Annotated in this window: 18 protein-coding genes; 9 read left to right on the forward strand and 9 right to left on the reverse strand. The window is 62.8% G+C overall.

Annotated features, from left to right (window positions below; all coding sequences use genetic code 11):
• Positions 1-73 precede the first annotated feature (73 nt).
• From KI243_RS29855 to bioB, 6 genes are all read right to left on the reverse strand, one after another.
• Positions 74-367, reverse strand: coding sequence for a pyrroloquinoline quinone biosynthesis protein PqqE (locus tag KI243_RS29855; RefSeq protein ID WP_177117691.1), 294 nt, complete (start codon positions 365-367; stop codon positions 74-76).
• A 107-nt stretch (positions 368-474) separates the two neighbouring features.
• Positions 475-1,155: a dethiobiotin synthase gene (gene bioD, locus KI243_RS29860; protein ID WP_017128731.1), complete on the reverse strand. Its 681-nt coding sequence runs from the start codon at positions 1,153-1,155 to the stop codon at positions 475-477.
• Positions 1,152-1,964, reverse strand: a complete 813-nt coding sequence (bioC, locus tag KI243_RS29865) for a malonyl-ACP O-methyltransferase BioC (protein ID WP_017128732.1) — start codon at positions 1,962-1,964, stop codon at positions 1,152-1,154. Before bioC ends, bioD begins: the two co-directional genes overlap by 4 nt.
• Positions 1,957-2,688 (reverse strand): alpha/beta fold hydrolase, encoded by a 732-nt coding sequence (locus tag KI243_RS29870; protein WP_017128733.1) that lies wholly within the window; start codon positions 2,686-2,688, stop codon positions 1,957-1,959. Before KI243_RS29870 ends, bioC begins: the two co-directional genes overlap by 8 nt.
• On the reverse strand, positions 2,681-3,871 hold the full coding sequence (gene bioF, locus KI243_RS29875; protein ID WP_177131805.1) for an 8-amino-7-oxononanoate synthase: 1,191 nt from the start codon (positions 3,869-3,871) through the stop codon (positions 2,681-2,683). The genes KI243_RS29870 and bioF overlap by 8 nt, the downstream gene beginning before the upstream one ends.
• A gap of 162 nt (positions 3,872-4,033) precedes the next feature.
• Positions 4,034-5,089 carry a biotin synthase BioB gene (gene bioB, locus KI243_RS29880; RefSeq protein WP_017128735.1) on the reverse strand — a complete coding sequence of 352 codons (1,056 nt, stop codon included), beginning with the start codon at positions 5,087-5,089 and terminating at the stop codon, positions 4,034-4,036.
• Between the two features lie 92 nt (positions 5,090-5,181).
• Between bioB and KI243_RS29885 the strand changes: the two genes are divergently transcribed.
• From KI243_RS29885 to rarD, 5 genes are all read left to right on the forward strand, one after another.
• On the forward strand, positions 5,182-5,919 hold the full coding sequence (locus tag KI243_RS29885; protein ID WP_212810201.1) for a ComF family protein: 738 nt from the start codon (positions 5,182-5,184) through the stop codon (positions 5,917-5,919).
• Positions 5,920-6,118: 199 nt separating this feature from the next.
• Entirely contained in the window at positions 6,119-6,883 is a 765-nt protein-coding gene (locus tag KI243_RS29890; protein ID WP_212810202.1) for a TOBE domain-containing protein, read from the forward strand.
• Positions 6,884-7,040: 157 nt separating this feature from the next.
• Complete coding sequence (locus KI243_RS29895; protein WP_212810203.1) at positions 7,041-8,942, forward strand: PhoX family phosphatase; 1,902 nt, start codon at positions 7,041-7,043, stop codon at positions 8,940-8,942.
• A gap of 360 nt (positions 8,943-9,302) precedes the next feature.
• On the forward strand, positions 9,303-10,277 hold the full coding sequence (locus KI243_RS29900) for a serine/threonine protein kinase (protein ID WP_177084680.1): 975 nt from the start codon (positions 9,303-9,305) through the stop codon (positions 10,275-10,277).
• Between the two features lie 216 nt (positions 10,278-10,493).
• Positions 10,494-11,381, forward strand: coding sequence for an EamA family transporter RarD (rarD, locus tag KI243_RS29905; protein WP_177117698.1), 888 nt, complete (start codon positions 10,494-10,496; stop codon positions 11,379-11,381).
• A 216-nt stretch (positions 11,382-11,597) separates the two neighbouring features.
• Here rarD and KI243_RS29910 read toward each other — a convergent pair whose 3' ends face one another.
• Both KI243_RS29910 and KI243_RS29915 read right to left on the reverse strand, forming a co-directional pair.
• Positions 11,598-12,116, reverse strand: a complete 519-nt coding sequence (locus tag KI243_RS29910) for an ACT domain-containing protein (protein WP_017128741.1) — start codon at positions 12,114-12,116, stop codon at positions 11,598-11,600.
• 328 nt (positions 12,117-12,444) lie between these two features.
• On the reverse strand, positions 12,445-12,930 hold the full coding sequence (locus KI243_RS29915; RefSeq protein ID WP_177107715.1) for an RICIN domain-containing protein: 486 nt from the start codon (positions 12,928-12,930) through the stop codon (positions 12,445-12,447).
• A gap of 595 nt (positions 12,931-13,525) precedes the next feature.
• Between KI243_RS29915 and KI243_RS29920 the strand changes: the two genes are divergently transcribed.
• Positions 13,526-15,703: a malate synthase G gene (locus KI243_RS29920; RefSeq protein WP_212810204.1), complete on the forward strand. Its 2,178-nt coding sequence runs from the start codon at positions 13,526-13,528 to the stop codon at positions 15,701-15,703.
• Positions 15,704-15,815: 112 nt separating this feature from the next.
• Positions 15,816-17,038 (forward strand): IS3 family transposase gene (locus tag KI243_RS29925; protein WP_212809915.1). Its coding sequence is split into 2 segments (ribosomal slippage): positions 15,816-16,167 and positions 16,167-17,038, totalling 1,224 coding nucleotides; the frame shifts between segments, so codons are not numbered across the junction.
• A gap of 143 nt (positions 17,039-17,181) precedes the next feature.
• Here KI243_RS29925 and KI243_RS29930 read toward each other — a convergent pair.
• Entirely contained in the window at positions 17,182-17,625 is a 444-nt protein-coding gene (locus KI243_RS29930; protein ID WP_017128743.1) for a response regulator, read from the reverse strand.
• Between the two features lie 241 nt (positions 17,626-17,866).
• On the opposite strand from KI243_RS29930, the gene KI243_RS29935 reads away from it, so the two are divergent.
• Positions 17,867-19,801 (forward strand): putative nucleotidyltransferase substrate binding domain-containing protein, encoded by a 1,935-nt coding sequence (locus KI243_RS29935; protein ID WP_017128744.1) that lies wholly within the window; start codon positions 17,867-17,869, stop codon positions 19,799-19,801.
• Positions 19,798-20,505, forward strand: a complete 708-nt coding sequence (locus KI243_RS29940; RefSeq protein WP_017128745.1) for a 3'-5' exonuclease — start codon at positions 19,798-19,800, stop codon at positions 20,503-20,505. Before KI243_RS29935 ends, KI243_RS29940 begins: the two co-directional genes overlap by 4 nt.
• The last annotated feature ends 166 nt before the right edge of the window (positions 20,506-20,671 follow it).

The following is a 20,671-nucleotide window of genomic DNA, read 5'->3' on the forward strand; positions in this document are numbered from 1 at the left end:
AACGGATTTTTGAGCGTTCCCCACGCGCTGCGTGGGAATGCAGCCCGTGACGCTGCGCGTCACAGAGACAGGATCAGGCGTAGGTGTCGATCAGCGTACCCAGGGCCTTGTCGGCGGCCTTCTCGACCTTGGCACCCAGTTCGACCTGGAGCTTGCCCTGGGACATGTCGACCATGGTGCTCGACAGATCCTGCCGGCTACGGTCCACCGACAGCAGGCGCTCGACCTGGGCATCGGAAGACTGGCTCTTCACCGAACGTTCGACAGTGGTATTGGCGATCTGGCTGGCAGCCTGATCGACACGGTTCTGCCCAGACTGAATAGTGCTCAGACCGGCATAAAAAGCGGTATTTCCTGAGATTTCCATGGGCGAACTCGACTGTACGGAAAAGTAACAGTGCTCATTGAAGCAGACCTGCCGGAAAAAGGCCCGTCAAAAACACTAATGGCACAATGCCCCGTGATAGCCAAAACCTAGTCCAGCAGGTCCAGTTGCAGATGCGCCGCCACCGCTTCGGCCGTGGCCGCCTTGAGCTTCGGCACCCGTCCCAGGCACGGCGCGGGCAGGCGCTCCGCCAGCGTCGCGAGGTTTTCTTCCAGACGAGAGGTCTTCGGGTCGATGATATTGGCGACCCAGCCGGCCAGTTGCAGGCCATCACGGGCAATCGCCTCGGCGGTCAGCAAGGCATGGCTGATGCAGCCAAGGCGCACCCCGACCACCAGGATCACCGGCAGCCCCAGGCCCTGGGCCAGGTCCGACAGATTGGCCTGGTCCGCCAGGGGCACCCGCCAACCGCCGGCCCCCTCGATCAAGGTGAAGTCGGCATTTTTCGCCAGCACCTCACGCATCGGCCCCAGCAGCGATTGCACGGTCAAGGCGACGCCCGCCTCGCGCGCCGCCAGATGCGGAGCGATGGCCGGTTCGAAGGCCACCGGATTGACCTCGGCATAGGACAGCGGCACCGAGCACTCGGCCATCAATGCCAGGGCATCGGCGTTGCGCAGGCCCTTGGGCGTCACTTCGCAACCGGAGGCCACCGGCTTGCCGGCCGCCGTACTCAACCCGGCTACCCGCGCAGCGTGCAACAGGCCCGCGGCGATGGTGGTCTTGCCGACATCGGTATCCGTGCCGGTCACAAAATAGGCTGCACTCATAGCGGCTTCTCCAGCACGGCGTAGACCACCTGATAGGTCGCCGGCAAACCCTGTTCCTGGCGAAATTGCTCGTACGCGTTCATCAGCCCGAGAATCCGTGCCCGGCCCGTCAGTCCGCCCGGCCGTCCGGGATTGAGGTTATGCGCGCCCAGGGCCTTGAGTTCATGGGTCAGGCTGCGCACATCCGGGTAATACAGGACCTGCGGCCGGCTTTCCAGGCTCAGCACCCGCAGGCCACTGGCCGCGCACAGGCGCTCATAGTCGGCGAATTCGCGGAAACGATTGACGTGGACCATGCCATCCACGGCCCGCCAGCTGTCGCGCAACTCCTGCAAGGTGCCGACACACAGGCTGGCAAAGGCCATCACGCCGCCTGGCTGCAGAACCCGTCGGGCCTCATCGAGCACTGCCGCGAAATCCGCGCACCATTGCACCGCCAGGCTGGAAAACACCAACGCGCAGCTCTGCGCCTGCAACGGCAACCGCTCCGCATCCCCGGCGATAAAGTGCCGGGCGCCCCCCAGGGGCCGGGCGTGCTCGAGCATGCCCTCGGCGATATCCAGCGCCAGCCCGCGCTCCTCACCGAATCGGGCACCCAGCGCGCGAGTGAAATACCCCGTGCCGCAGCCGACATCGAGCCAGCGCGACGGCTTCAGTGGCGCCGGCAAGCGCAGCAACAGTTCGTGTCCGACATCGCGTTGCAACTCGGCAACGCTGTCATAGCTGGCGGCTGCACGGGAAAACGAAGCCGCGACCTGACGCTTGTCGGGCAGGCCGCCCGGCAACGGTGGGTGGGAAAGATCAGTCATCACCGGACTCATGCAGAAAAGCCTGGATGGCCCCGGCCACTCCGTGGGGGTCCTCCAGAAGAAAGGCGTGGCCGGCCTGCTCGATCAGGCCGACTTCAACATCCGGCAACAGCGCCAGCAACGCAGCCGCGGCCTCGGCCGGGACCAGGCCATCGAGCCCGGCGAACAGATGCAACTGCGGTCCACGGTAGGCTTGCAGGGCCTCGCGGGTATCCAGTTGCGCCAGCACTTCCAGGCCGCTCAACAAGACCTGGGCAGCGCTGTTCGGCGCGCCACTCGACAGCAGACGCGACTGCCCACGCGGGTCCGCGCTGCCCTGGGCACACAGCAGGCTGAAGCGCTTGAGGGTGGCCTGGGGCTGCTCGCGGCAGCCGGCGAGGAACTGATCGAACGTCTCGTTGGCCATCGCGCTGGGCCAGCCGTCGCTGACGACGAAGCACGGGTTGCTCGCCAATGTCAGCAAGCCGCAGCAACGATCGCCACGACGCGCCGCCAGCTCCGAGGCGAGCATCCCCCCCAGGGACCAGCCGCCCAGCCAGGTATCCTCCGGCAGGGTCGCATCCAGTTCCTCGATCCATTGCCCCAGCTCACCGGAGTCCAGTTCCGGCAGCGGTTCGATTTCCACCCGCAGGCGCTCGTCCAGCCCGCGCAAGGCGGCCGCCAGCGGCTCCAGCGGTGAAACACCGAGGCCCCAACCGGGCAACAGGATCAGACGATCACGCATGGTGTGGCTCCAACGGCTCATGGGGACCCAGCAACCTGGAACATTCTGCCAATCCTTCTAACAATAGCTGCACCTGCGCTTCACTGTGGGCGGCGGACAAGGTCACCCGCAAACGCGCGCTGCCGGCGGGCACGGTCGGCGGACGAATCGCCGTGACCATCAGCCCGCGCTCGCGCAGTAACTGCGAGAAACGCAGCGCCCGTCCGGCATCGCCGATCAGGATCGGCTGGATCGGCGTGAAGCTGTCCATCAGTGCCAGGCCGATCTGCCGCGCGCCCTCGCGGAACTGGCGGATCAATGCATCCAGGTGTGCCCGTCGCCAGTGTTCGGTACGCAGCAACTCCAGGCTTTTCAGGGTGGCGCAGGCCAGCGCCGGCGGCTGGCTGGTGGTGTAGATATAGGGGCGGGCGAACTGGATCAGGCTCTCGATCAACTCTTCGCTGCCGGCGACAAACGCCCCCGCCGTGCCAAACGCCTTGCCCAGGGTGCCGACCAGCACCGGCACGTCCTCCTGGCTCAGGCCGAAGTGCTCGACGATCCCGCCACCGTTGGCGCCCAGCGGGCCGAAGCCATGGGCGTCATCGACCATCAGCCAGGCGCCCCGGGCCCGGGTCTCACGGGCCAGGGCCGGCAGGTCGGCGAGATCGCCGTCCATGCTGAACACCCCGTCGGTGACCACCAGCGTATTGCCGGTGGCCTTTTCCAGGCGCTTGGCGAGGCTCCCGGCGTCGTTGTGCAGATAGCGGTTGAAACGCGCGCCCGAGAGCAGCCCGGCGTCCAGCAGCGAGGCGTGGTTGAGACGGTCTTCCAGCACCGTGTCGCCCTGCCCGACCAGCGCCGTGACCGTACCGAGGTTGGCCATGTAGCCGGTGGTGAACAACAGCGCCCGAGGCCGTCCGGTGAGGTCGGCGAGGGCTTCCTCCAGCGCATGATGCGGGCCGCTGTGGCCGATCACCAGGTGCGACGCCCCGCCACCCACGCCCCAGCGCGCCGCGCCGGCCTGCCAGGCTTCGATCACCAGCGGGTGATTGGCCAGCCCCAGGTAGTCATTGTTGCAGAAAGCCAGCAGCCGCTGGCCATCGACCACCACGTCCGGCCCCTGGGGGCTGTCGAGCAGCGGTCGCTGGCGATAGAGGTTTTCGGCACGACGGGCAGCCAGGCGTGCAGAGAGATCGAAGGACATGGGCGCCTCGCAGATGCAATCTCAGGAACACAACATGACCTTGTGGGAGCCGGGCTTGCCCGCGAAGCTCTTGGCGACCTCAAGGACGCCTTCGCGGCGACGCGGCATGCCGACAAGCCGGCTCCCACAGGTTGTGTGTTCCCGCAGGAAGGACGGAGTGGATCAGACCGCAGCGTTATAGAACTGCTCGCTGCTCTTCTGCTCCACCAGCGCCTGCTCGATGGCCGCCTGGTGCACTTCGTCGGCGTGCTCTTCACGGGCTTCCGGCTGGATGCCCAGGCGGGCGAACAGTTGCATGTCCTTGTCGGCCTGCGGGTTGGCGGTGGTCAGCAGCTTGTCGCCGTAGAAAATCGAGTTCGCGCCGGCCAGGAATGCCAGGGCCTGCATCTGCTCGTTCATCGCCTCGCGACCCGCCGACAGGCGCACGTGGGATTTGGGCATGAGGATCCGCGCCACCGCCAGCATGCGGATGAAATCGAACGGATCGACATCATCGGCGTTTTCCAGCGGCGTACCGGCGACCTTCACCAGCATGTTGATCGGCACCGACTCCGGGTGCTCCGGCAGGTTGGCCAGTTGGATCAGCAGCCCGGCGCGGTCATCGAGGGACTCGCCCATGCCGAGGATGCCGCCGGAGCAGATCTTCATGCCGGCATCACGCACGTAGGCCAGGGTCTGCAAGCGTTCGCCGTAGGTGCGGGTGGTGATGATGCTGCCGTAGAACTCCGGCGAGGTATCGAGGTTGTGGTTGTAGTAGTCGAGACCGGCTTCAGCCAGGGCGGCGGTCTGGTCCTGGTCGAGACGACCCAGGGTCATGCAGGTTTCCAGGCCCATGGCCTTCACGCCCTTGACCATCTGCAGCACGTAGGGCATGTCCTTGGCCGACGGATGTTTCCACGCCGCGCCCATGCAGAAGCGGGTCGAACCGATGGCCTTGGCCCGTGCGGCTTCTTCCAGCACCTTCTGCACTTCCATCAGCTTTTCTTTTTCCAGCCCGGTGTTGTAGTGGCCGGACTGTGGACAGTACTTGCAGTCTTCCGGGCAGGCACCGGTCTTGATCGACAGCAGGGTCGACACTTGCACGCGATTGGCATCGAAGTGCGCGCGGTGCACGCTCTGGGCCTGGAACAGCAGGTCGTTGAACGGCTGGACAAACAGCGCCTTGACCTCGGCCAAAGACCAATCGTGACGCAAAGTGGCGGTGATGCTGGCGCTCATCGGCGGAGTTCCTTGTTTTATGCTGGGCAAGCGGCGGGGCAAGCAATACCCACAACCGCGACACGGATGCTCGGCATATTTAAGGAAGCGACATGGACTGTCAACCACATAACAAATCACAGGTTTACATCTGGCTAAAAAACAAACAGAGCTGTTTGTTATGCGATGAACCCGGTGACAGCAGTCATCCACTCTGCACGCCCTGTGAAAGCGAACTGCCCTGGCTGCTGGACGGCTGCCAGACCTGCGCCCTGCCCCTGCCGATGCCCGGCCTGATCTGCGGCCACTGCCTGAAGCGGCCGCCCAGCTTCGAACAGGTGATCGCCCCCTGGACCTACCGCTTCCCGGTGGACAGCCTGATCACCCGCTTCAAGCACCAGAGCCAATGGCCGCTGGGACGCCTGCTCGCCGAGCTGCTGGCCGAGGCCCTGCGCGATCGTTTCGACACCGGCCTGCCCCGCCCGGACCTGTTGCTGCCGGTGCCCCTGGCGATCAGGCGCCAGCGCCAACGCGGCTACAACCAGGCGGCGATGCTGATGGACTGGCTGGGCCGAAGCCTGGAAATCCCCGTGGATGACCACCGTTTGCTGCGTATTCAGGACACGGTGGCGCAGCAGGACCTGGACGCCAGGGCACGCCGACGCAACCTGCTGAACGCCTTTGCCCTGGCGCCCGGCGCCCGGGTCGAGGGCCTGCACCTGGCCCTGGTCGACGACGTACTGACCACCGGCGCCACCGCCGAAAGCCTCGCCCGCCTGCTGCTCAAGGCCGGTGCCCGGCGCATCGACGTCTATTGCCTGGCGCGCACGCCGGCCCCACAAAGCCGCTAGTTATGGGAGCGGGCTTGCCAGCGATGAGGCCCGTGAGCCTTGTATCGCCGGACCAGCCGCCATCGCCAGCAAGCCGGCTCCTACAAGGTTGCGGCGACTTGATATGCCGCGCCGGGGCCCACATGTTGCGAGAGCTGGCTTGACGCCACCGACGCCGAAAGGCACCTTGCCTGGCACCTCTACCGTTCGAAGCTCGCCCATGTCCCTGCCCGTCCTGCTCACCCAACATATCGTCCGTCGCCCGCAGCGCATTGCCCTGCTGCAACATATCGCCGAGCAGGGTTCGATCACCCGCGCGGCGAAAAGCGCCGGCCTGAGCTACAAGGCGGCGTGGGACGCTATCGATGAACTGAACAACCTGGCGCAGAAGCCACTGGTGGAACGCAGTGTCGGCGGCAAGGGCGGCGGCGGGGCAAAGCTGTCGGCCGAGGGCGAGCGGGTATTGCGCCTGTACCAGCGCCTGCAAGCCATCCAGGCCCAGGTGCTGGAAGCCGCCGAGGACGCCAGTGACCTCGACCTGCTCGGGCGCCTGATGCTGCGCACCAGCGCCCGCAACCAACTGCATGGCACCGTGATCGCGATCGACGGCCAAGGGCGCAATGACCTGATCCGCCTGGAACTGGCCGGCGGCCTGACCCTGCAGGCGCAGATCACCCATGACAGCACCCTCAGGCTGGAACTGGAAATCGGCACCCAGGTGGTCGCCCTGATCAAGGCCGGCTGGCTGGAATTGATCGCCCCGCAGGCCTTAGTAACACCTGGACACAATTGTCTCAGTGGTCTTGTCGAGGAAATTCTCGAGGACGAAAGCGGGCCTTCGGAGGTCAGGATCGCCCTGCCGAACGGGCAAACCCTCTGCGCCCTGGCCGGGCCGGAACAGCTGATCGCCCTCGGCCTCGTGGCGGGAAGCCCGGTGCAGACGCAGTTTGCGCCGTCCCTCGTATTGCTGGGTACACCGTTGTGACCTCATCACCGGCAAGCCGGCTTCCACAACAGCCCGCCTGCCTCCGGTAGGAACCGGCTTGCCAACGATCGATCCAGCAACACTCGCGACTTTTTCCTGCAACAAATCCGTCATCCCCCCTCACTAAGGTGACCGCTTAACCGCAGGGAGCCTGATGATGAAACTACTAGAAGAAAACCAATCCACCGACCTCGAGCAGATGGTCGGCCTCAGCCGCCGTGGCTTTATCAGTGCCGGTGCCCTGTGTGGCGCGGCGATGTTCCTCGGTGGCAACCTGCTGACCCGCAGCGTGATGGCCGCCAGCGTCAGCGCCGCCTCCGGCAAGCTGCTGGGCTTCGACAGCATTGCCGCCGCCACCAGCGACAGCCTGACCCTGCCGCCCGGCTATATCTCGTCGGTACTGATCAGCTGGGGCCAGCCCCTGGAGAAGAACGGCCCGGCCTTCGACCCCAGCGGCAACGGCACCGCCAAGGCCCAGGAAGTCCAGTTCGGCGACAACAACGACGGCATGAGCCTGTTCCCGTTCCCCGGCGACGACAACCGCGCGCTGATGGCGATCAACAACGAATACACCAACTACCGTTACCTCTACCCCCACGGCGGCCAGCCGAAATCCCTCGAAGACGTGCGCAAGGCCCAGGCCAGCGAAGGCGTCTCGGTGATCGAAGTACGTCGCAAGGGCGAGCAATGGCAGTTCGTCCAGGGCTCCTCCTACAACCGACGCATCCACGGCAACACGCCGATCAGATTCGGCGGCCCGGCAGCCGGCCATCCCTGGCTGCAGACCAAGGCCGACAAGCAGGGGCGCAAAGTCCTCGGCACCTTCCAGAACTGCGCCAACGGCAAGACGCCGTGGGGCACCTACCTGACCTGCGAAGAGAACTTCACCGACTGCTTCGGCAGCAGCAACGCCGAACAGAAATTCGATGCCGGGCAAAAACGCTATGGCGTGGTCGCCACCAGCAAGGAGATCAACTGGCACCTGCACGACCCGCGTTTCGACATGGCCCTGAACCCCAACGAACTCAACCGCCACGGCTGGGTGGTGGAGATCGATCCGTTCGACCCGCAGTCCACTCCGGTCAAGCGCACCGCCCTCGGTCGCTTCAAGCACGAGAACGCCGCCCTGGCCGAAACCCGTGACGGCCGCGCCGTGGTCTACATGGGCGACGATGAACGCGGCGAGTTCATCTACAAGTTCATCAGCCGCGACAAGATCAACCACAAGAATGCCAAGGCCAACCGCGACCTGCTGGATCACGGCACCTTGTACGTCGCCCGTTTCGATAATGGCGACGGCAACCCGGATCGGCCCAAGGGCGCGGGCGAATGGGTCGAGCTGACCTTCGGCAAGAACGGCATCGATGCCAACAGCGGCTTTGCCAGCCAGGCCGAAGTACTGATCCACGCCCGACTGGCCGCCAGCGTGGTCAAGGCCACGCGCATGGACCGTCCGGAGTGGATCGTCGTCAGCCCCATCGACGGCCAGGTCTACTGCACCCTGACCAACAACGCCAAGCGCGGCGAAGACGGCCAGCCGGTGGGCGGGCCGAACCCACGGGAGAAAAACGTCTACGGGCAGATCCTGCGCTGGCAGGCCGCGGGTAACGATCATGGTGCCCTGCGCTTTGACTGGGACCTGTTCGTGGTCGCCGGCAACCCGGGCGTGCATGCCGGCACCGCCAAGGGCGGATCGTCGAACATCACCCCACAGAACATGTTCAACAGCCCGGACGGCCTGGGTTTCGACAAGGCCGGTCGGCTGTGGATCCTCACGGACGGCGACTACAGCAACGCCGGCGACTTCGCCGGCATGGGCAACAACCAGATGCTTTGCGCCGACCCGGCGACCGGCGAAATCCGTCGCTTCATGGTCGGCCCGGTGGGTTGCGAAGTCACCGGCATCAGCTTCGCCCCGGACCAGAAGACCCTGTTCGTCGGCATCCAGCATCCGGGTGAAAACGGCGGCTCGACCTTCCCCGAGCATCTGCCGAACGGCAAGCCGCGCTCGTCGGTGATGGCGATCCGGCGGGAAGACGGCGGGATCGTCGGCGCCTGATAAACCGCTTTCGCGGGCAAGCCCGCTCCCACATGGGGGCTGTCGTTCACAGGAAAACTTACGACACAGCACCTGTGGGAGCAGGCAAGGCCGTCCCCACATGGGGGCTGTCGGTTACAGGAAAGCCTTGCGACACAGCACCTGTGGGAGCGGGCAAGGCCGTCCCCACATGGGGGCTGTCGGTTACAGGAAAGCCTTACAACACAGCACCTGTGGGAGCGGGCTTGCCCGCGAAGAGGCCCGCCCAGCCACCCCATTTCCCAGCCCGCGACAGCGACTGGAACAGTCACCACACTTCATGGCCCCGGTGCGCTAACATGCTTGGCCGGACGCGGCAGCCTGCTGCGCGCAGGAGCCAGTATGTCCCACCCGTTTGAAACACTTACCCCCGACCTGGTGCTCGACGCCGTGGAAAGCATCGGCTTTCTCAGCGACGCCCGCGTACTCGCGCTCAACAGCTACGAAAACCGCGTCTATCAGGTGGGCATCGAAGATGGCGAACCACTGATCGCCAAGTTCTATCGGCCCCAGCGCTGGACCAACGAAGCCATTCTCGAAGAACACCGCTTCACCTTCGAACTGGCCGAGTGCGAAGTCCCCGTCGTCGCGCCGATGATCCACAACGGCGAAAGCCTGTTCGAGCACGCCGGCTTTCGCTTCACCCTGTTTCCCCGTCGCGGCGGTCGCGCCCCGGAGCCGGGCAATCTCGACCAGCTCTATCGCCTGGGCCAACTGCTCGGTCGCCTGCATGCCGTCGGCGCCACCCGTCCGTTCGAACACCGCGAAGCCCTCGGGGTGAAGAATTTCGGCCAGGACTCCCTGACCACCCTGCTCGAAGGCAACTTCATCCCGCGCAGCCTGCTGCCCGCCTACGAGTCGGTGGCCCGTGACCTGCTCAAGCGCGTGGAACAGGTCTACAAGGAAACCCCGCACCAGAACATCCGCATGCACGGCGACTGCCACCCCGGCAACATGATGTGCCGCGACGAGATGTTCCATATCGTCGACCTCGATGACTGCCGCATGGGCCCCGCCGTCCAGGACCTGTGGATGATGCTCGCCGGCGACCGCCAGGAATGCCTCGGCCAGCTCTCGGAACTGATGGACGGCTACAGCGAGTTCCACGACTTCAATCCCCGTGAGCTGGCGCTGATCGAACCCCTGCGCGCCTTGCGCCTGATGCACTACAGCGCCTGGCTGGCCCGCCGCTGGGACGACCCGGCGTTTCCCCACAGCTTCCCGTGGTTCGGCAGCGAACGTTACTGGGGCGACCAGGTGCTGGCCTTGCGCGAACAACTTTCCGCGCTGAATGAAGAACCTCTGAAATTATTCTGACGGTTGTGGCAGGATTTGCTGACAATGGCGTCTGAAAAGACGCCATCGCTGGCAAGCCAGCTCCCACAGTGGAGAGGTGACAGCCCGTTGCCCTCCAGCCGTTCCCGGAACCTGTAGGAGCTGGCTTGCCAGCGATAGGGCCCCAGCCCCAACACACTCATCACCCCCCTGACATCCATAACGACAATCAGTCCGCAGCCCAAGAAAGGACTCTGCATGCAAGCCGCCAACCCGCGCCGCGGGTACATCCTTGGCCTTACCGCCTACATCATCTGGGGCCTGTTCCCGCTCTACTTCAAAGCCATCGCCAGCGTACCGGCCGTAGAAATCATCATCCACCGCGTGCTCTGGTCCGCGCTGTTCGGTGCCGCGCTGCTGGCCGTCTGGAAACACCCGGGCTGGTGGCGCGAACTGCGGGAAAACCCGCGCCGCCTGGCGATCCTGGCCCTGAGCGGCACACTGATCGCCGCCAACTGGCTGACCTATGTCTGGTCGGTGAACAACGGACGGATGCTCGAGGCCAGCCTCGGTTACTACATCAATCCGCTGATCAACGTCTTGCTGGGCATGTTGCTGCTGGGTGAGCGCCTGCGCCGCCTGCAATGGATCGCGGTCGGCCTCGCGGCCATCGGTGTGGCGCAGCAGGTCTGGCAGGTCGGCAGCCTGCCATGGGTCTCGCTGGTGCTGGCGCTGACCTTCGGTTTCTACGGCCTGATCCGCAAGCAGGCGCCGGTCCAGGCCTTGCCCGGCCTGGTGGTGGAAACCTGGATGCTGGTGCCGATCGCCGTCGCCTGGCTGCTGTTCCATCCCGCCGCCGGCACCGCGCAGGCCGATTTCTGGAGCAGTTCCCAGGCCTGGTGGCTGGTGGCCGCCGGCCCGGTCACGCTGATCCCGCTGGTGAGCTTCAACGCCGCCGCGCGTCACCTGCCCTACACCACCCTCGGCTTCCTCCAGTACCTGGCGCCGACCCTGGTGCTGTTGCAGGCCGTGTTGCTGTTCGACGAACATCTGTCGCCGGCCACGCTGCTGGCGTTCATCTTCATCTGGGCCGGCCTGGCGGTGTACAGCGTCGATATCTGGCTCAGCCTGCGCAAACGCAGCTGATCAAAAAACACACAGAAGCCTGAAAGGCACGGTTTCAAAGGGCCGCAGGCTTCCATCCCAAGGTTATCCACAAGCCGGTCCACGCCGTTTGTGCACAACCCCTTGAAACTGCTCGTTTTTTGCTCAAACCTCGGCAAGCCCCGGCCTACCTGGCCGGGCGCCGTGTCTCCCCAGGTTATCCACAGGCCCGTCCCCGGTTAACTTGGATAACCCGCCTCAACCTTCGCTGCGCAGCACCAGTTCCACCATCAGGTCATCCGCCAGGGTTTCCAGGCGTGCCTGCAAGGTATCCAGGGACAAGGTCAGCGGCACCGCCAGAATCGCCTCGGCATGGAACAAGGGTTCGCTGCTCATCGGCGCCGGGCGGACGTCCGTCACCAACCGCTCGAGGTTGACCCCCTGCTCGCTCAGCAACCGGGTTATATCGCGGACGATCCCCGGGCGGTCGTTGCCCACCAGCTCCATGGCGATGGGCTTCCAGGTACAGGACTGCTCGATGCCGGTTTCGGCGACCAGCACGCGGATGCCCTGGCCGGCGAGCGCCTGCAGGGCGTCGATCAGTTCATCATGGGCTTCAGCCGGCACCCCCACCCGCAGGATTCCGGCGAACTGCCCGGCCAGGCGCGACATTCGGCTTTCCAGCCAGTTGCCACCGTGTTCGGCGATGCACTGGGCGATCCGTTCCACCTGGCCGGCTTTATCCGGGGCGAATACTGTCAGTACGAGATGGTCCACGGGATAGCCCTCTGGTTATGGATCGATTCAGTATAGGCAAGAGGGGCTTTTACGCTCCCCCTGACAGCTCTTGCACGCGCTTGCCCAAAACAAAATTCATACAACTTCAGTTTTGGCATAACTCGATCTTTCGAGCCGAGCGCTCAATCATGCCGATCTATATCGAAACACTGGCCACCATGAAAGTATCAACGCTTGCCGCTGGATATATCATGCCTTGTCCCAATTACGAGAGAGAGGCAGCAAAAATAGGGGCTTTACGCCAATACCTATTTCCCTTAACTGAATGGCATTAGGCTTTTATGCCCCCATCCTTGCAAACACCTACTCAACTCCCGCTGGGTGCAGCTCCTAATCTGAAGCGTTGATTTTCGCTCTGAGAACTCCTGTGCTCAAGGGAAACGCCAGCGCCCTCTTCTGCACTGAGAACATGCAAAACCTTCTCTCTAAATCCGTGAAGCCTTATAGCGAGCCAATCTCCTCCCGCGTACTCAAAGTCCCACTGCTGCCGAAGCGCATTGTCGGGCAATGCAAGTACGACTCTATCGTCGGCTGTCACAGTCAAACACAAGATAGTTGGAAATATAAGGATTTTGAAACCGGAAGTCTCGCCAGTAGTTTCATACCAGAATGCAGCTTTGTTATCTCTGTCATCGGTAATATTAACGCTAACGACGGAACCACAGAGAAATTTTCTTTCGTCTAAGGCTGTGAATATTCTAAATGGCTGATCCGGAATTACCGGCCACTCCGAGTCAGGCTCGATAGTACGATCTGAAGTTGCAGTTTCAGGGGGATTATGACTCTTTTTCATTACCGTTCTCCTTTGCTTGCCGATGGAGGTAACAGCAATGAATACAGCAATGGCGAAGAACCGAGAGAGCTTGCCAACGACTGGCTGACACATAATACCCAGGCCTCCAGTATAGCCTGGTGATAAAAAGCACACGCCCACACCCCGGCCTGACTGACCGGCGGATACTAAACCTACACTGAAAACCAGGCCCCCTCTGCGGTAACCACCGCCGCCGCTCCAACCAACCGACCGACCCACCGACCGAAAAAAAAAACAAATCGTGTACCATTTTCAGATTTATCTGGAACAATCCATGGATTTCTTGAGAACATTAACGGCTTCTGCGTGACTGGATAGAACTCATTGGTCGCAGAACGACGCATTTAGTCTGATTTTCACAACCGCAATCCATCATGTAGTATGCGCCAGCGCACACTACATAACGTTGGATGGATGTCTGCCCGAGTGTCTGTGAAACCACGGAAAGCCCCGCCGGCCAAGCTTGGCGAGGCTAGCCCAGCCGTCCGCAAGGGCATGTTCTGGTACTGTGTTCAGAGAAGCACGCAAGGCTTTAAACAGAAGAGCTGAATAGCTGAGCAGAGTGAGGCAAGCAATGACTGAACACGTTCAAGTCGGTGGCCTGCGGGTCGCCAAAGTCCTGTTCGACTTCGTGAACAACGAAGCCATTCCCGGTACCGGTCTGACCGCCGACCAGTTCTGGGCCGGTGCCGACAAGGTCATCCACGACCTGGCGCCGAAGAACCGAGCCCTACTCGCCAAACGCGATGATTTCCAGGCACGTATCGATGCCTGGCACCAGTCGAGAGCCAGCCAGGCTCACGATGCCGTGGCTTACAAAGCCTTCCTGCAAGACATTGGCTACCTGCTGCCAGAAGCGGCGGATTTCCAGGCCACTACCCAGAATGTCGACGACGAGATCGCCCGCACCGCCGGCCCGCAACTGGTGGTCCCGGTGATGAACGCGCGTTTCGCCCTCAACGCCTCGAACGCCCGCTGGGGCTCGCTGTATGACGCCCTGTACGGCACCGACGCCATCAGCGAAGCCGGCGGCGCGGAAAAGGGCAAGGGCTACAACAAGGTCCGCGGCGACAAGGTCATCGCCTTCGCCCGCGCCTTTCTCGATGAAGCCGCACCGCTGGCAGCCGGCTCCCATGTCGACTCCATCGGCTACAAGATCGTCGACCGCAAGCTCGTGGTCGCCCTCAAGGGCGGCAGCAACAGCGGCCTGCGCAACGATGCCCAGTTGATCGGCTTCCATGGCGATGCCGCGGCACCCAGCGCGATCCTGCTGAAGAACAACGGCCTGCACTTCGAAATCCAGATCGACGCCAGCAGCCCGGTCGGCCAGACCGACGCCGCCGGCGTGAAAGACCTGCTGATGGAAGCGGCCCTGACCACCATCATGGACTGCGAAGACTCGGTCGCCGCGGTCGATGCCGATGACAAGGTGGTGATCTACCGCAACTGGCTCGGCCTGATGAAGGGCGACCTGGCGGAAGAAGTCGCCAAGGGCGGCACCACCTTCACCCGGACCATGAACGCCGACCGCACCTACACCGCCCTCGACGGCAGCGAACTGAGCCTGCACGGTCGCTCGCTGTTGTTCGTGCGCAACGTCGGTCACCTGATGACCATCGACGCGATCCTGGACAAGGACGGCAACGAAGTGCCCGAAGGCATCCTCGACGGCCTGGTCACCAGCCTCGCGGCGATCCACAGCCTCAACGGCAACAACGTGCGCAAGAACAGCCGTACCGGCTCGGTCTACATCGTCAAGCCGAAGATGCACGGTCCGGAGGAAGCGGCGTTCACCAACGAACTGTTCGGCCGCATCGAAGACGTCCTGAACCTGCCGCGCAATACCCTGAAAGTCGGGATCATGGACGAAGAGCGGCGCACCACGGTCAACCTGAAGGCCTGCATCAAGGCCGCCAGCGAGCGCGTGGTGTTCATCAACACCGGCTTCCTCGACCGTACCGGCGACGAGATCCACACCTCCATGGAAGCCGGCGCGATGGTGCGCAAGGCCGCCATGAAGGCGGAAAAATGGATCGGCGCCTACGAGAACTGGAACGTCGATATCGGCCTGAGCACCGGCCTGCAGGGCCGCGCCCAGATCGGCAAGGGCATGTGGGCCATGCCCGACCTGATGGCGGCGATGCTCGAACAGAAAATCGCCCACCCGCTGGCCGGCGCCAACACCGCCTGGGTGCCGTCGCCGACCGCCGCTGCGCTGCACGCGCTGCATTATCACAAGGTCGACGTGTTCGCCCGCCAGGCCGAACTGGCCAAGCGTGCCCGTGCCTCGGTGGACGATATCCTGACCATCCCGCTGGCGGGCAACACCGACTGGTCGGCCGAAGAGATCCGCAACGAACTGGACAACAACGCCCAGGGCATCCTCGGTTACGTGGTGCGCTGGATCGACCAGGGCGTCGGCTGTTCGAAAGTGCCGGACATCAACGACATCGGGCTGATGGAAGACCGCGCGACCCTGCGCATTTCCAGCCAGCACATCGCCAACTGGTTGCGCCATGGCATCGTCACCCGGGACCAGGTCATGGAAAGCCTCAAGCGCATGGCGCCGGTGGTTGACCGGCAGAACGCCGGCGACGCCCTGTACCGTCCGCTGGCTCCGGACTTCGACAGCAATATCGCCTTCCAGGCGGCGGTCGAACTGGTGATCGAAGGCACCCAGCAGCCAAACGGCTACACCGAGCCGGTGCTGCATCGCCGTCGCCGCGAGTTCAAGGCCCGCAACGGCCTGTAATCAGGCGACACAACGGAAAAAGCCCTGGTCGGCAACGACCAGGGCTTTTTTCATTACGCTGTCCCGTCCTGAATAAGGTTTACACCTTCTGACCTTTTTTCAGGAGGACGCAATGGATTCAGGCAAAAGGCGCAGTCAGCGAGATTACACACTGGCTTTTAAATTGTCGGTCATCGATCAGGTTGAAAAAGGCGAGTTGAGTTATAAAGAAGCTCAACGGCGCTATGGTATCCAGGGCCGGTCTACGGTGTTGGTGTGGCTACGCAAGCATGGTCGGCAGGATTGGAGCCAAGGCGCGTCTATTCGAGTGTTGAGGACCAGGTCCATGACCGAGCCAACTCTACCGCTGACACCCGAGCAGCGAATCAAAGAGCTTGAAGAACAGCTGGCGCTGAGTAACCAGAAAGCTCAGTTTTTCGAAGCCGTCGTGAATGTTCTGAAAAACGACTACGGTATTTCCGTCGTAAAAAAGCGACCCGGCAAGTCCTCTCACAAGGGCAAATCGAAGACCTGAGCATCACCAGGGCTTGCCTGTTCATGGGGATTTCTCGTCAGGCCTATTACAAGCGCAATCGGGCTTATGATGCACGGCTCAGCCACAATCAACGGATAGTGGATTTTGTCTTGGAAAAGCGGCGGCGTCAGCCAAGACTTGGAACACGTAAGCTGCACCATTTACTGCAGAGCGAAGCAGAAACGGTGCTGCAGGTAGGGCGGGACCGCTTGTTTGCAATCTTGCGAGAGGTGCGCGAACTGGTCCCGCGCAAGCGGGCTTATCACAAAACGACTCATAGCCATCATCGCTTTCGACGCCATCCCAATCTGCTCAAAGCAGGTCCGGATCAAGTCGTTGCCAATGGGCCTGAACAGGTATGGGTTGCGGATATAACCTATCTGCCCACCCAAGAAAGCGTGGCTTACCTGAGCTTGGTAACTGACGCTTACTCGCGAAAAATAGTGGGCCATCATGTGCATGAAAGCCTGCATACAGAGTCAGTCATCAGGGCGTTGAAGAATGCCGTTGCAGAGCGCAAAACCAAGCAGACGTTGATACATCACTCGGACCGTGGTGCCCAGTACTGTTCTGATCTTTATCAACGACTGCACATCAGGCACGGCATTATCTGCTCGATGACGGATGGTTATGACTGCTATCAGAACGCTCTGGCCGAGCGCATAAACGGAATTTTGAAGACCGAGTTCCTGTTGCATCGCCCAAGGGACTTGGCAGAGGCGAAGAAAATGGTGGATGAATCGGTCCTGATCTACAACGGAGAGCGGCCGCATTTGTCCCTGAAATACAAAACGCCCAATGCGGTGCATCGGGCGTTTTGAGTGAAATAGGTGTCAACCTATTTCAGGACTAGACACGCAGGCTCAATACACCGCCATTCCCTGTAGGAGCTGGCTTGCCAGCGATAGCAGCGGTGTGGCTTGCATCGCCATCACCGGCCAGCCGGCACCCACAAGTTTCAGGCCTAGGCCACCAGCCCCAGTTCGCGCTTGACCAGTTTCAGCAGATGATCGGCATTGATCGGCTTGAGCAGAAAATCCACCACGCTCAAGTGCATGGCATCAATGGCATCGCGCACCTCGGCATTGCCGGAGACGATGATGATCGGCAGCGCCGCCCGCTCCGAAGCGCGGACCTTGCGGATCAGGTCCAGGCCATCGTCGGCCATGCGCAGGTCGGTGATCAGCAAGCCGATCGAGCGGTTCGCCTCCAGCAGCTCGAACGCCGCGCCACCACTGGCGGCGGTCATGCAGTGAATACCATCCAGGGCAAAAATCTCCGACAACAGCTCACGGGCGTCCTGGTCGTCATCGACGATCAGCACGCGTTGCGGTGGTAATTGCGGTGCCTGCATCACCTGGAGGAGTGCCTCACGCTCGGCATCGCTCAAAATATCGTGGTCGGACATACGGTTCTCTAGCTTCCCTTAGCTATCCAATCCCCTAGCATTGTGGTCAGACATCGCTAAACGGGTGCTCAATGTGCACTTCGTCGGAAAGTTTTCCAAGTGGGACTTCATTAAGAACTCGACTAGTTAACTGTAGGTTATTTCTCAAACCTAGACTTACGTCCAATGGGCACCCGCCAGCAAGCATCCGACCATGGGTAAAACAGTCCGATAACAACAACAGACAACAGCGATAGCGGTCATGAGCAAAGCGGATGCCTTCACCCAGGCAGGGAAGACCGCGGTGTTGCAAAACATCCACGGCACCATGCAGTTCCTGCAGCGATTCCCCCCTTTCAACCAGATGGAACACGCCCATCTGGCGTACCTGGTCGAGCAGTGCCAACTGCGCTTCTACAGCCAGGGCGAGAGCATCATCAAGCCGGCCGACGGCCCGGTGGAACACTTCTATATCGTCAAGCAGGGCCGCATCGTCGGCGAACGCCCGCACACCGCCAGGGGCGGTACCGAGACCGTCTTCGAAATCGCCACCGGCGAATGCTTCCCGCTGGCCGCGCTGCTGGGCGAACGCGCCACCCGCACCGAACACCTGGCGGGCGAAGACACCTTCTGCCTGCAACTGAACAAACCGGCCTTCATCAAGCTGTTCTCGCTGTCCGACCGCTTTCGCAACTTCGCCCTGCGGTGTGTCAGCAGCCTGCTGGACCAGGTCAACCAGCAGGTCCAGCAGAAAGCCGTGGAAACCCTCGGCACGCAATATTCCCTGAACAGCCGCCTCGGTGAGCTGGCCATGCGTCATCCGGTCACCTGCAGCCCGCACACGCCGCTGCGCGAGGCGGTGACCCTGATGCACGAGCAGCAGGTCGGCAGCATCGTGGTCGTCGACGAGCTCAAGGCCCCGGTGGGCATCTTTACCTTGCGCGACCTGCGCCAGGTGGTGGCCGACGGCGTCAATGACTTCAACCAGAGCATCGACCGGCACATGATCAAGGCGCCGTTCGCCCTGACCCCGGACCACAGCGCCTTCGACGCGGCCATCGCCATGACCGAACGGCATATCGCCCATGTCTGCCTGGTGAAGGACCAACGGCTGTGTGGCGTGGTCTCCGAACGTGACCTGTTTTCCCTGCAACGGGTCGACCTGGTGCACCTGGCGCGCACCATCCGCACCGCCGCCCGGGTGGAAAACCTGGTGGCGATACGCGGCGAGATCGGCCAGTTGGTGGAGCGCATGCTGGCCCACGGCGCGTCCTCGACCCAGATCACCCATATCATCACCCTGCTCAACGATCACACGGTGTGCCGGGTGATCGAACTGACCCTGGCCGACCGCGGTGATCCGGGCGTGCCCTTCAGTTGGCTGTGTTTCGGCAGCGAAGGCCGTCGCGAGCAGACCCTGCACACCGACCAGGACAACGGCATCCTCTTCGAAGCCCGCGACGCGGCCCATGCCGCCGAGATCCGCGGCAAGCTGCTGCCGCTGGCCCAGCAGATCAACCAGAGCCTGGCCCTGTGCGGCTTCACCCTGTGCAAGGGCAATATCATGGCCGGCAATCCCGAGCTGTGCCTGTCCCGCGCCGAATGGGCCCGGCGCTTCGCCGCCTTCATTCGCGAGGCGACGCCGGAAAACCTGCTGGGTTCGAGCATCTATTTCGACCTGCGAGTGGTCTGGGGCGACGAACAGGCCTGCCAGCAACTGCGCCAGGGGATTCTCGCCCAGGTCGCCGACAACCGCCTGTTCCAGCGCATGATGGCCGAAAATGCCCTGCGCAACCGTCCGCCGGTGGGGCGTTTCCGCGAGTTCGTGCTGAGCCGCAAGGGCAGCGACAAGGCGACCCTCGACCTCAAGGTCCAGGGGCTGACACCCTTTGTCGACGGTGCCCGCCTGCTGGCCCTGGCCAACGGCATCGAGGCCAACAACACCCTGGCCCGCCTGCAACAGCTGGTCGCCCGGGAAGTGATCGAGCCCCTCGACGGTGCCGCCTATGAAGAGGCCTATCACTTTATCCAGCAGACCCGCATGCAGCAGCACCAGTTGCAGACCCGGGACAACCTGCCGTACTCCAACCGGGTCGACCCGGAAAGCCTCAATCACCTGGACCGGCGCATCCTGCGTGAGTCCCTGCGCCAGGCCCAGCGCCTGCAAAGCAGCCTGGCCCTGCGGTATCAACTATGAGGCTGTTTTCCTGGCTGAAGTCCAGCACACCGCAGCTCACGCCGGCGCAACTGGAACGCCTGCGGCAATTGCCGGGCGCGGCCCCCCTGGGCGAATGTTCGCTGCGTGAACAGCGCTGGATCGTCGTCGACCTGGAAACCACCGGACTCAATCTCAACCGCGACCTGGTGATCTCGATCGGCGCGGTGGTGATCGAGGATGGCGCCATCGACCTGGGGCAATCCTTCGAGCGCACGCTCTTGCGTACCGAGCAGAGCGTCAGCCCCAGCGTGCTGATCCATGGCCTGGGGCCGAGCGCCCTGGCAGCGGGCAGCGATCCGGCCGAAGCCTTGCTGGACTTCATGGATTTTGTCGGCGACAGCCCGCTGCTGGCCTTCCACGCCCCGTTCGACCAGCACATGCTGTCCCGCGCCCTGAAGGACAGCCTGGGCTATCGCCTGCAACACCCGTTCCTCGATGTCGCCGATATCGCGCCGCTGCTATGCCCACAGGCCACTCTGCGCGAAGCCGGGCTGGATGACTGGATCGGCCACTTCAACCTGCACGTCGAGGAACGCCACCACGCCAGCGCCGATGCCCTGGCCACCGCCGAGCTGGCGCTGATCCTGTTCAGCCGTGCCCGGCAGCAGCAGATCCACAGCCCGCTGAACCTGCAGCAGCGGCTGAACCAGTGGAAACGACGCCAGCACAGCCACTCGTTCTAGGCAGCCTCACTTGATCGTTCCCACGCTCCGCGTGGGCATGCAGCCCGTGACGCTCCGCGTCACTTGCAGAGCGGACGCGGAGCGTCCAGTGAGGCATTCCCACGCAGAGCATGGGAACGATCATCGGAGCCCCCATGCAAGCTCCTTTCACACAAACTCCATACCG

The sequence above is a fragment of the Pseudomonas sp. Ost2 genome (assembly GCF_018326065.1).
Taxonomy (GTDB): Bacteria; Pseudomonadota; Gammaproteobacteria; order Pseudomonadales; family Pseudomonadaceae; genus Aquipseudomonas; species Aquipseudomonas gingeri.

What these genes read in the sequence shown, in the direction of transcription:
- KI243_RS29855 (WP_177117691.1), bottom strand. Translation starts at nt 367, where the DNA reads ATGGAAATCTCAGGAAATACCGCTTTTTATGCCGGTCTGAGCACTATT.
- bioD (WP_017128731.1), bottom strand. Translation starts at nt 1,155, where the DNA reads ATGAGTGCAGCCTATTTTGTGACCGGCACGGATACCGATGTCGGCAAG.
- bioC (WP_017128732.1), bottom strand. Translation starts at nt 1,964, where the DNA reads ATGACTGATCTTTCCCACCCACCGTTGCCGGGCGGCCTGCCCGACAAG.
- KI243_RS29870 (WP_017128733.1), bottom strand. Translation starts at nt 2,688, where the DNA reads ATGCGTGATCGTCTGATCCTGTTGCCCGGTTGGGGCCTCGGTGTTTCA.
- bioF (WP_177131805.1), bottom strand. Translation starts at nt 3,871, where the DNA reads ATGTCCTTCGATCTCTCTGCACGCCTGGCTGCCCGTCGTGCCGAAAAC.
- bioB (WP_017128735.1), bottom strand. Translation starts at nt 5,089, where the DNA reads ATGAGCGCCAGCATCACCGCCACTTTGCGTCACGATTGGTCTTTGGCC.
- KI243_RS29885 (WP_212810201.1), top strand. Translation starts at nt 5,182, where the DNA reads ATGGACTGTCAACCACATAACAAATCACAGGTTTACATCTGGCTAAAA.
- KI243_RS29890 (WP_212810202.1), top strand. Translation starts at nt 6,119, where the DNA reads ATGTCCCTGCCCGTCCTGCTCACCCAACATATCGTCCGTCGCCCGCAG.
- KI243_RS29895 (WP_212810203.1), top strand. Translation starts at nt 7,041, where the DNA reads ATGAAACTACTAGAAGAAAACCAATCCACCGACCTCGAGCAGATGGTC.
- KI243_RS29900 (WP_177084680.1), top strand. Translation starts at nt 9,303, where the DNA reads ATGTCCCACCCGTTTGAAACACTTACCCCCGACCTGGTGCTCGACGCC.
- rarD (WP_177117698.1), top strand. Translation starts at nt 10,494, where the DNA reads ATGCAAGCCGCCAACCCGCGCCGCGGGTACATCCTTGGCCTTACCGCC.
- KI243_RS29915 (WP_177107715.1), bottom strand. Translation starts at nt 12,930, where the DNA reads ATGAAAAAGAGTCATAATCCCCCTGAAACTGCAACTTCAGATCGTACT.
- KI243_RS29920 (WP_212810204.1), top strand. Translation starts at nt 13,526, where the DNA reads ATGACTGAACACGTTCAAGTCGGTGGCCTGCGGGTCGCCAAAGTCCTG.
- KI243_RS29930 (WP_017128743.1), bottom strand. Translation starts at nt 17,625, where the DNA reads ATGTCCGACCACGATATTTTGAGCGATGCCGAGCGTGAGGCACTCCTC.
- KI243_RS29935 (WP_017128744.1), top strand. Translation starts at nt 17,867, where the DNA reads ATGAGCAAAGCGGATGCCTTCACCCAGGCAGGGAAGACCGCGGTGTTG.
- KI243_RS29940 (WP_017128745.1), top strand. Translation starts at nt 19,798, where the DNA reads ATGAGGCTGTTTTCCTGGCTGAAGTCCAGCACACCGCAGCTCACGCCG.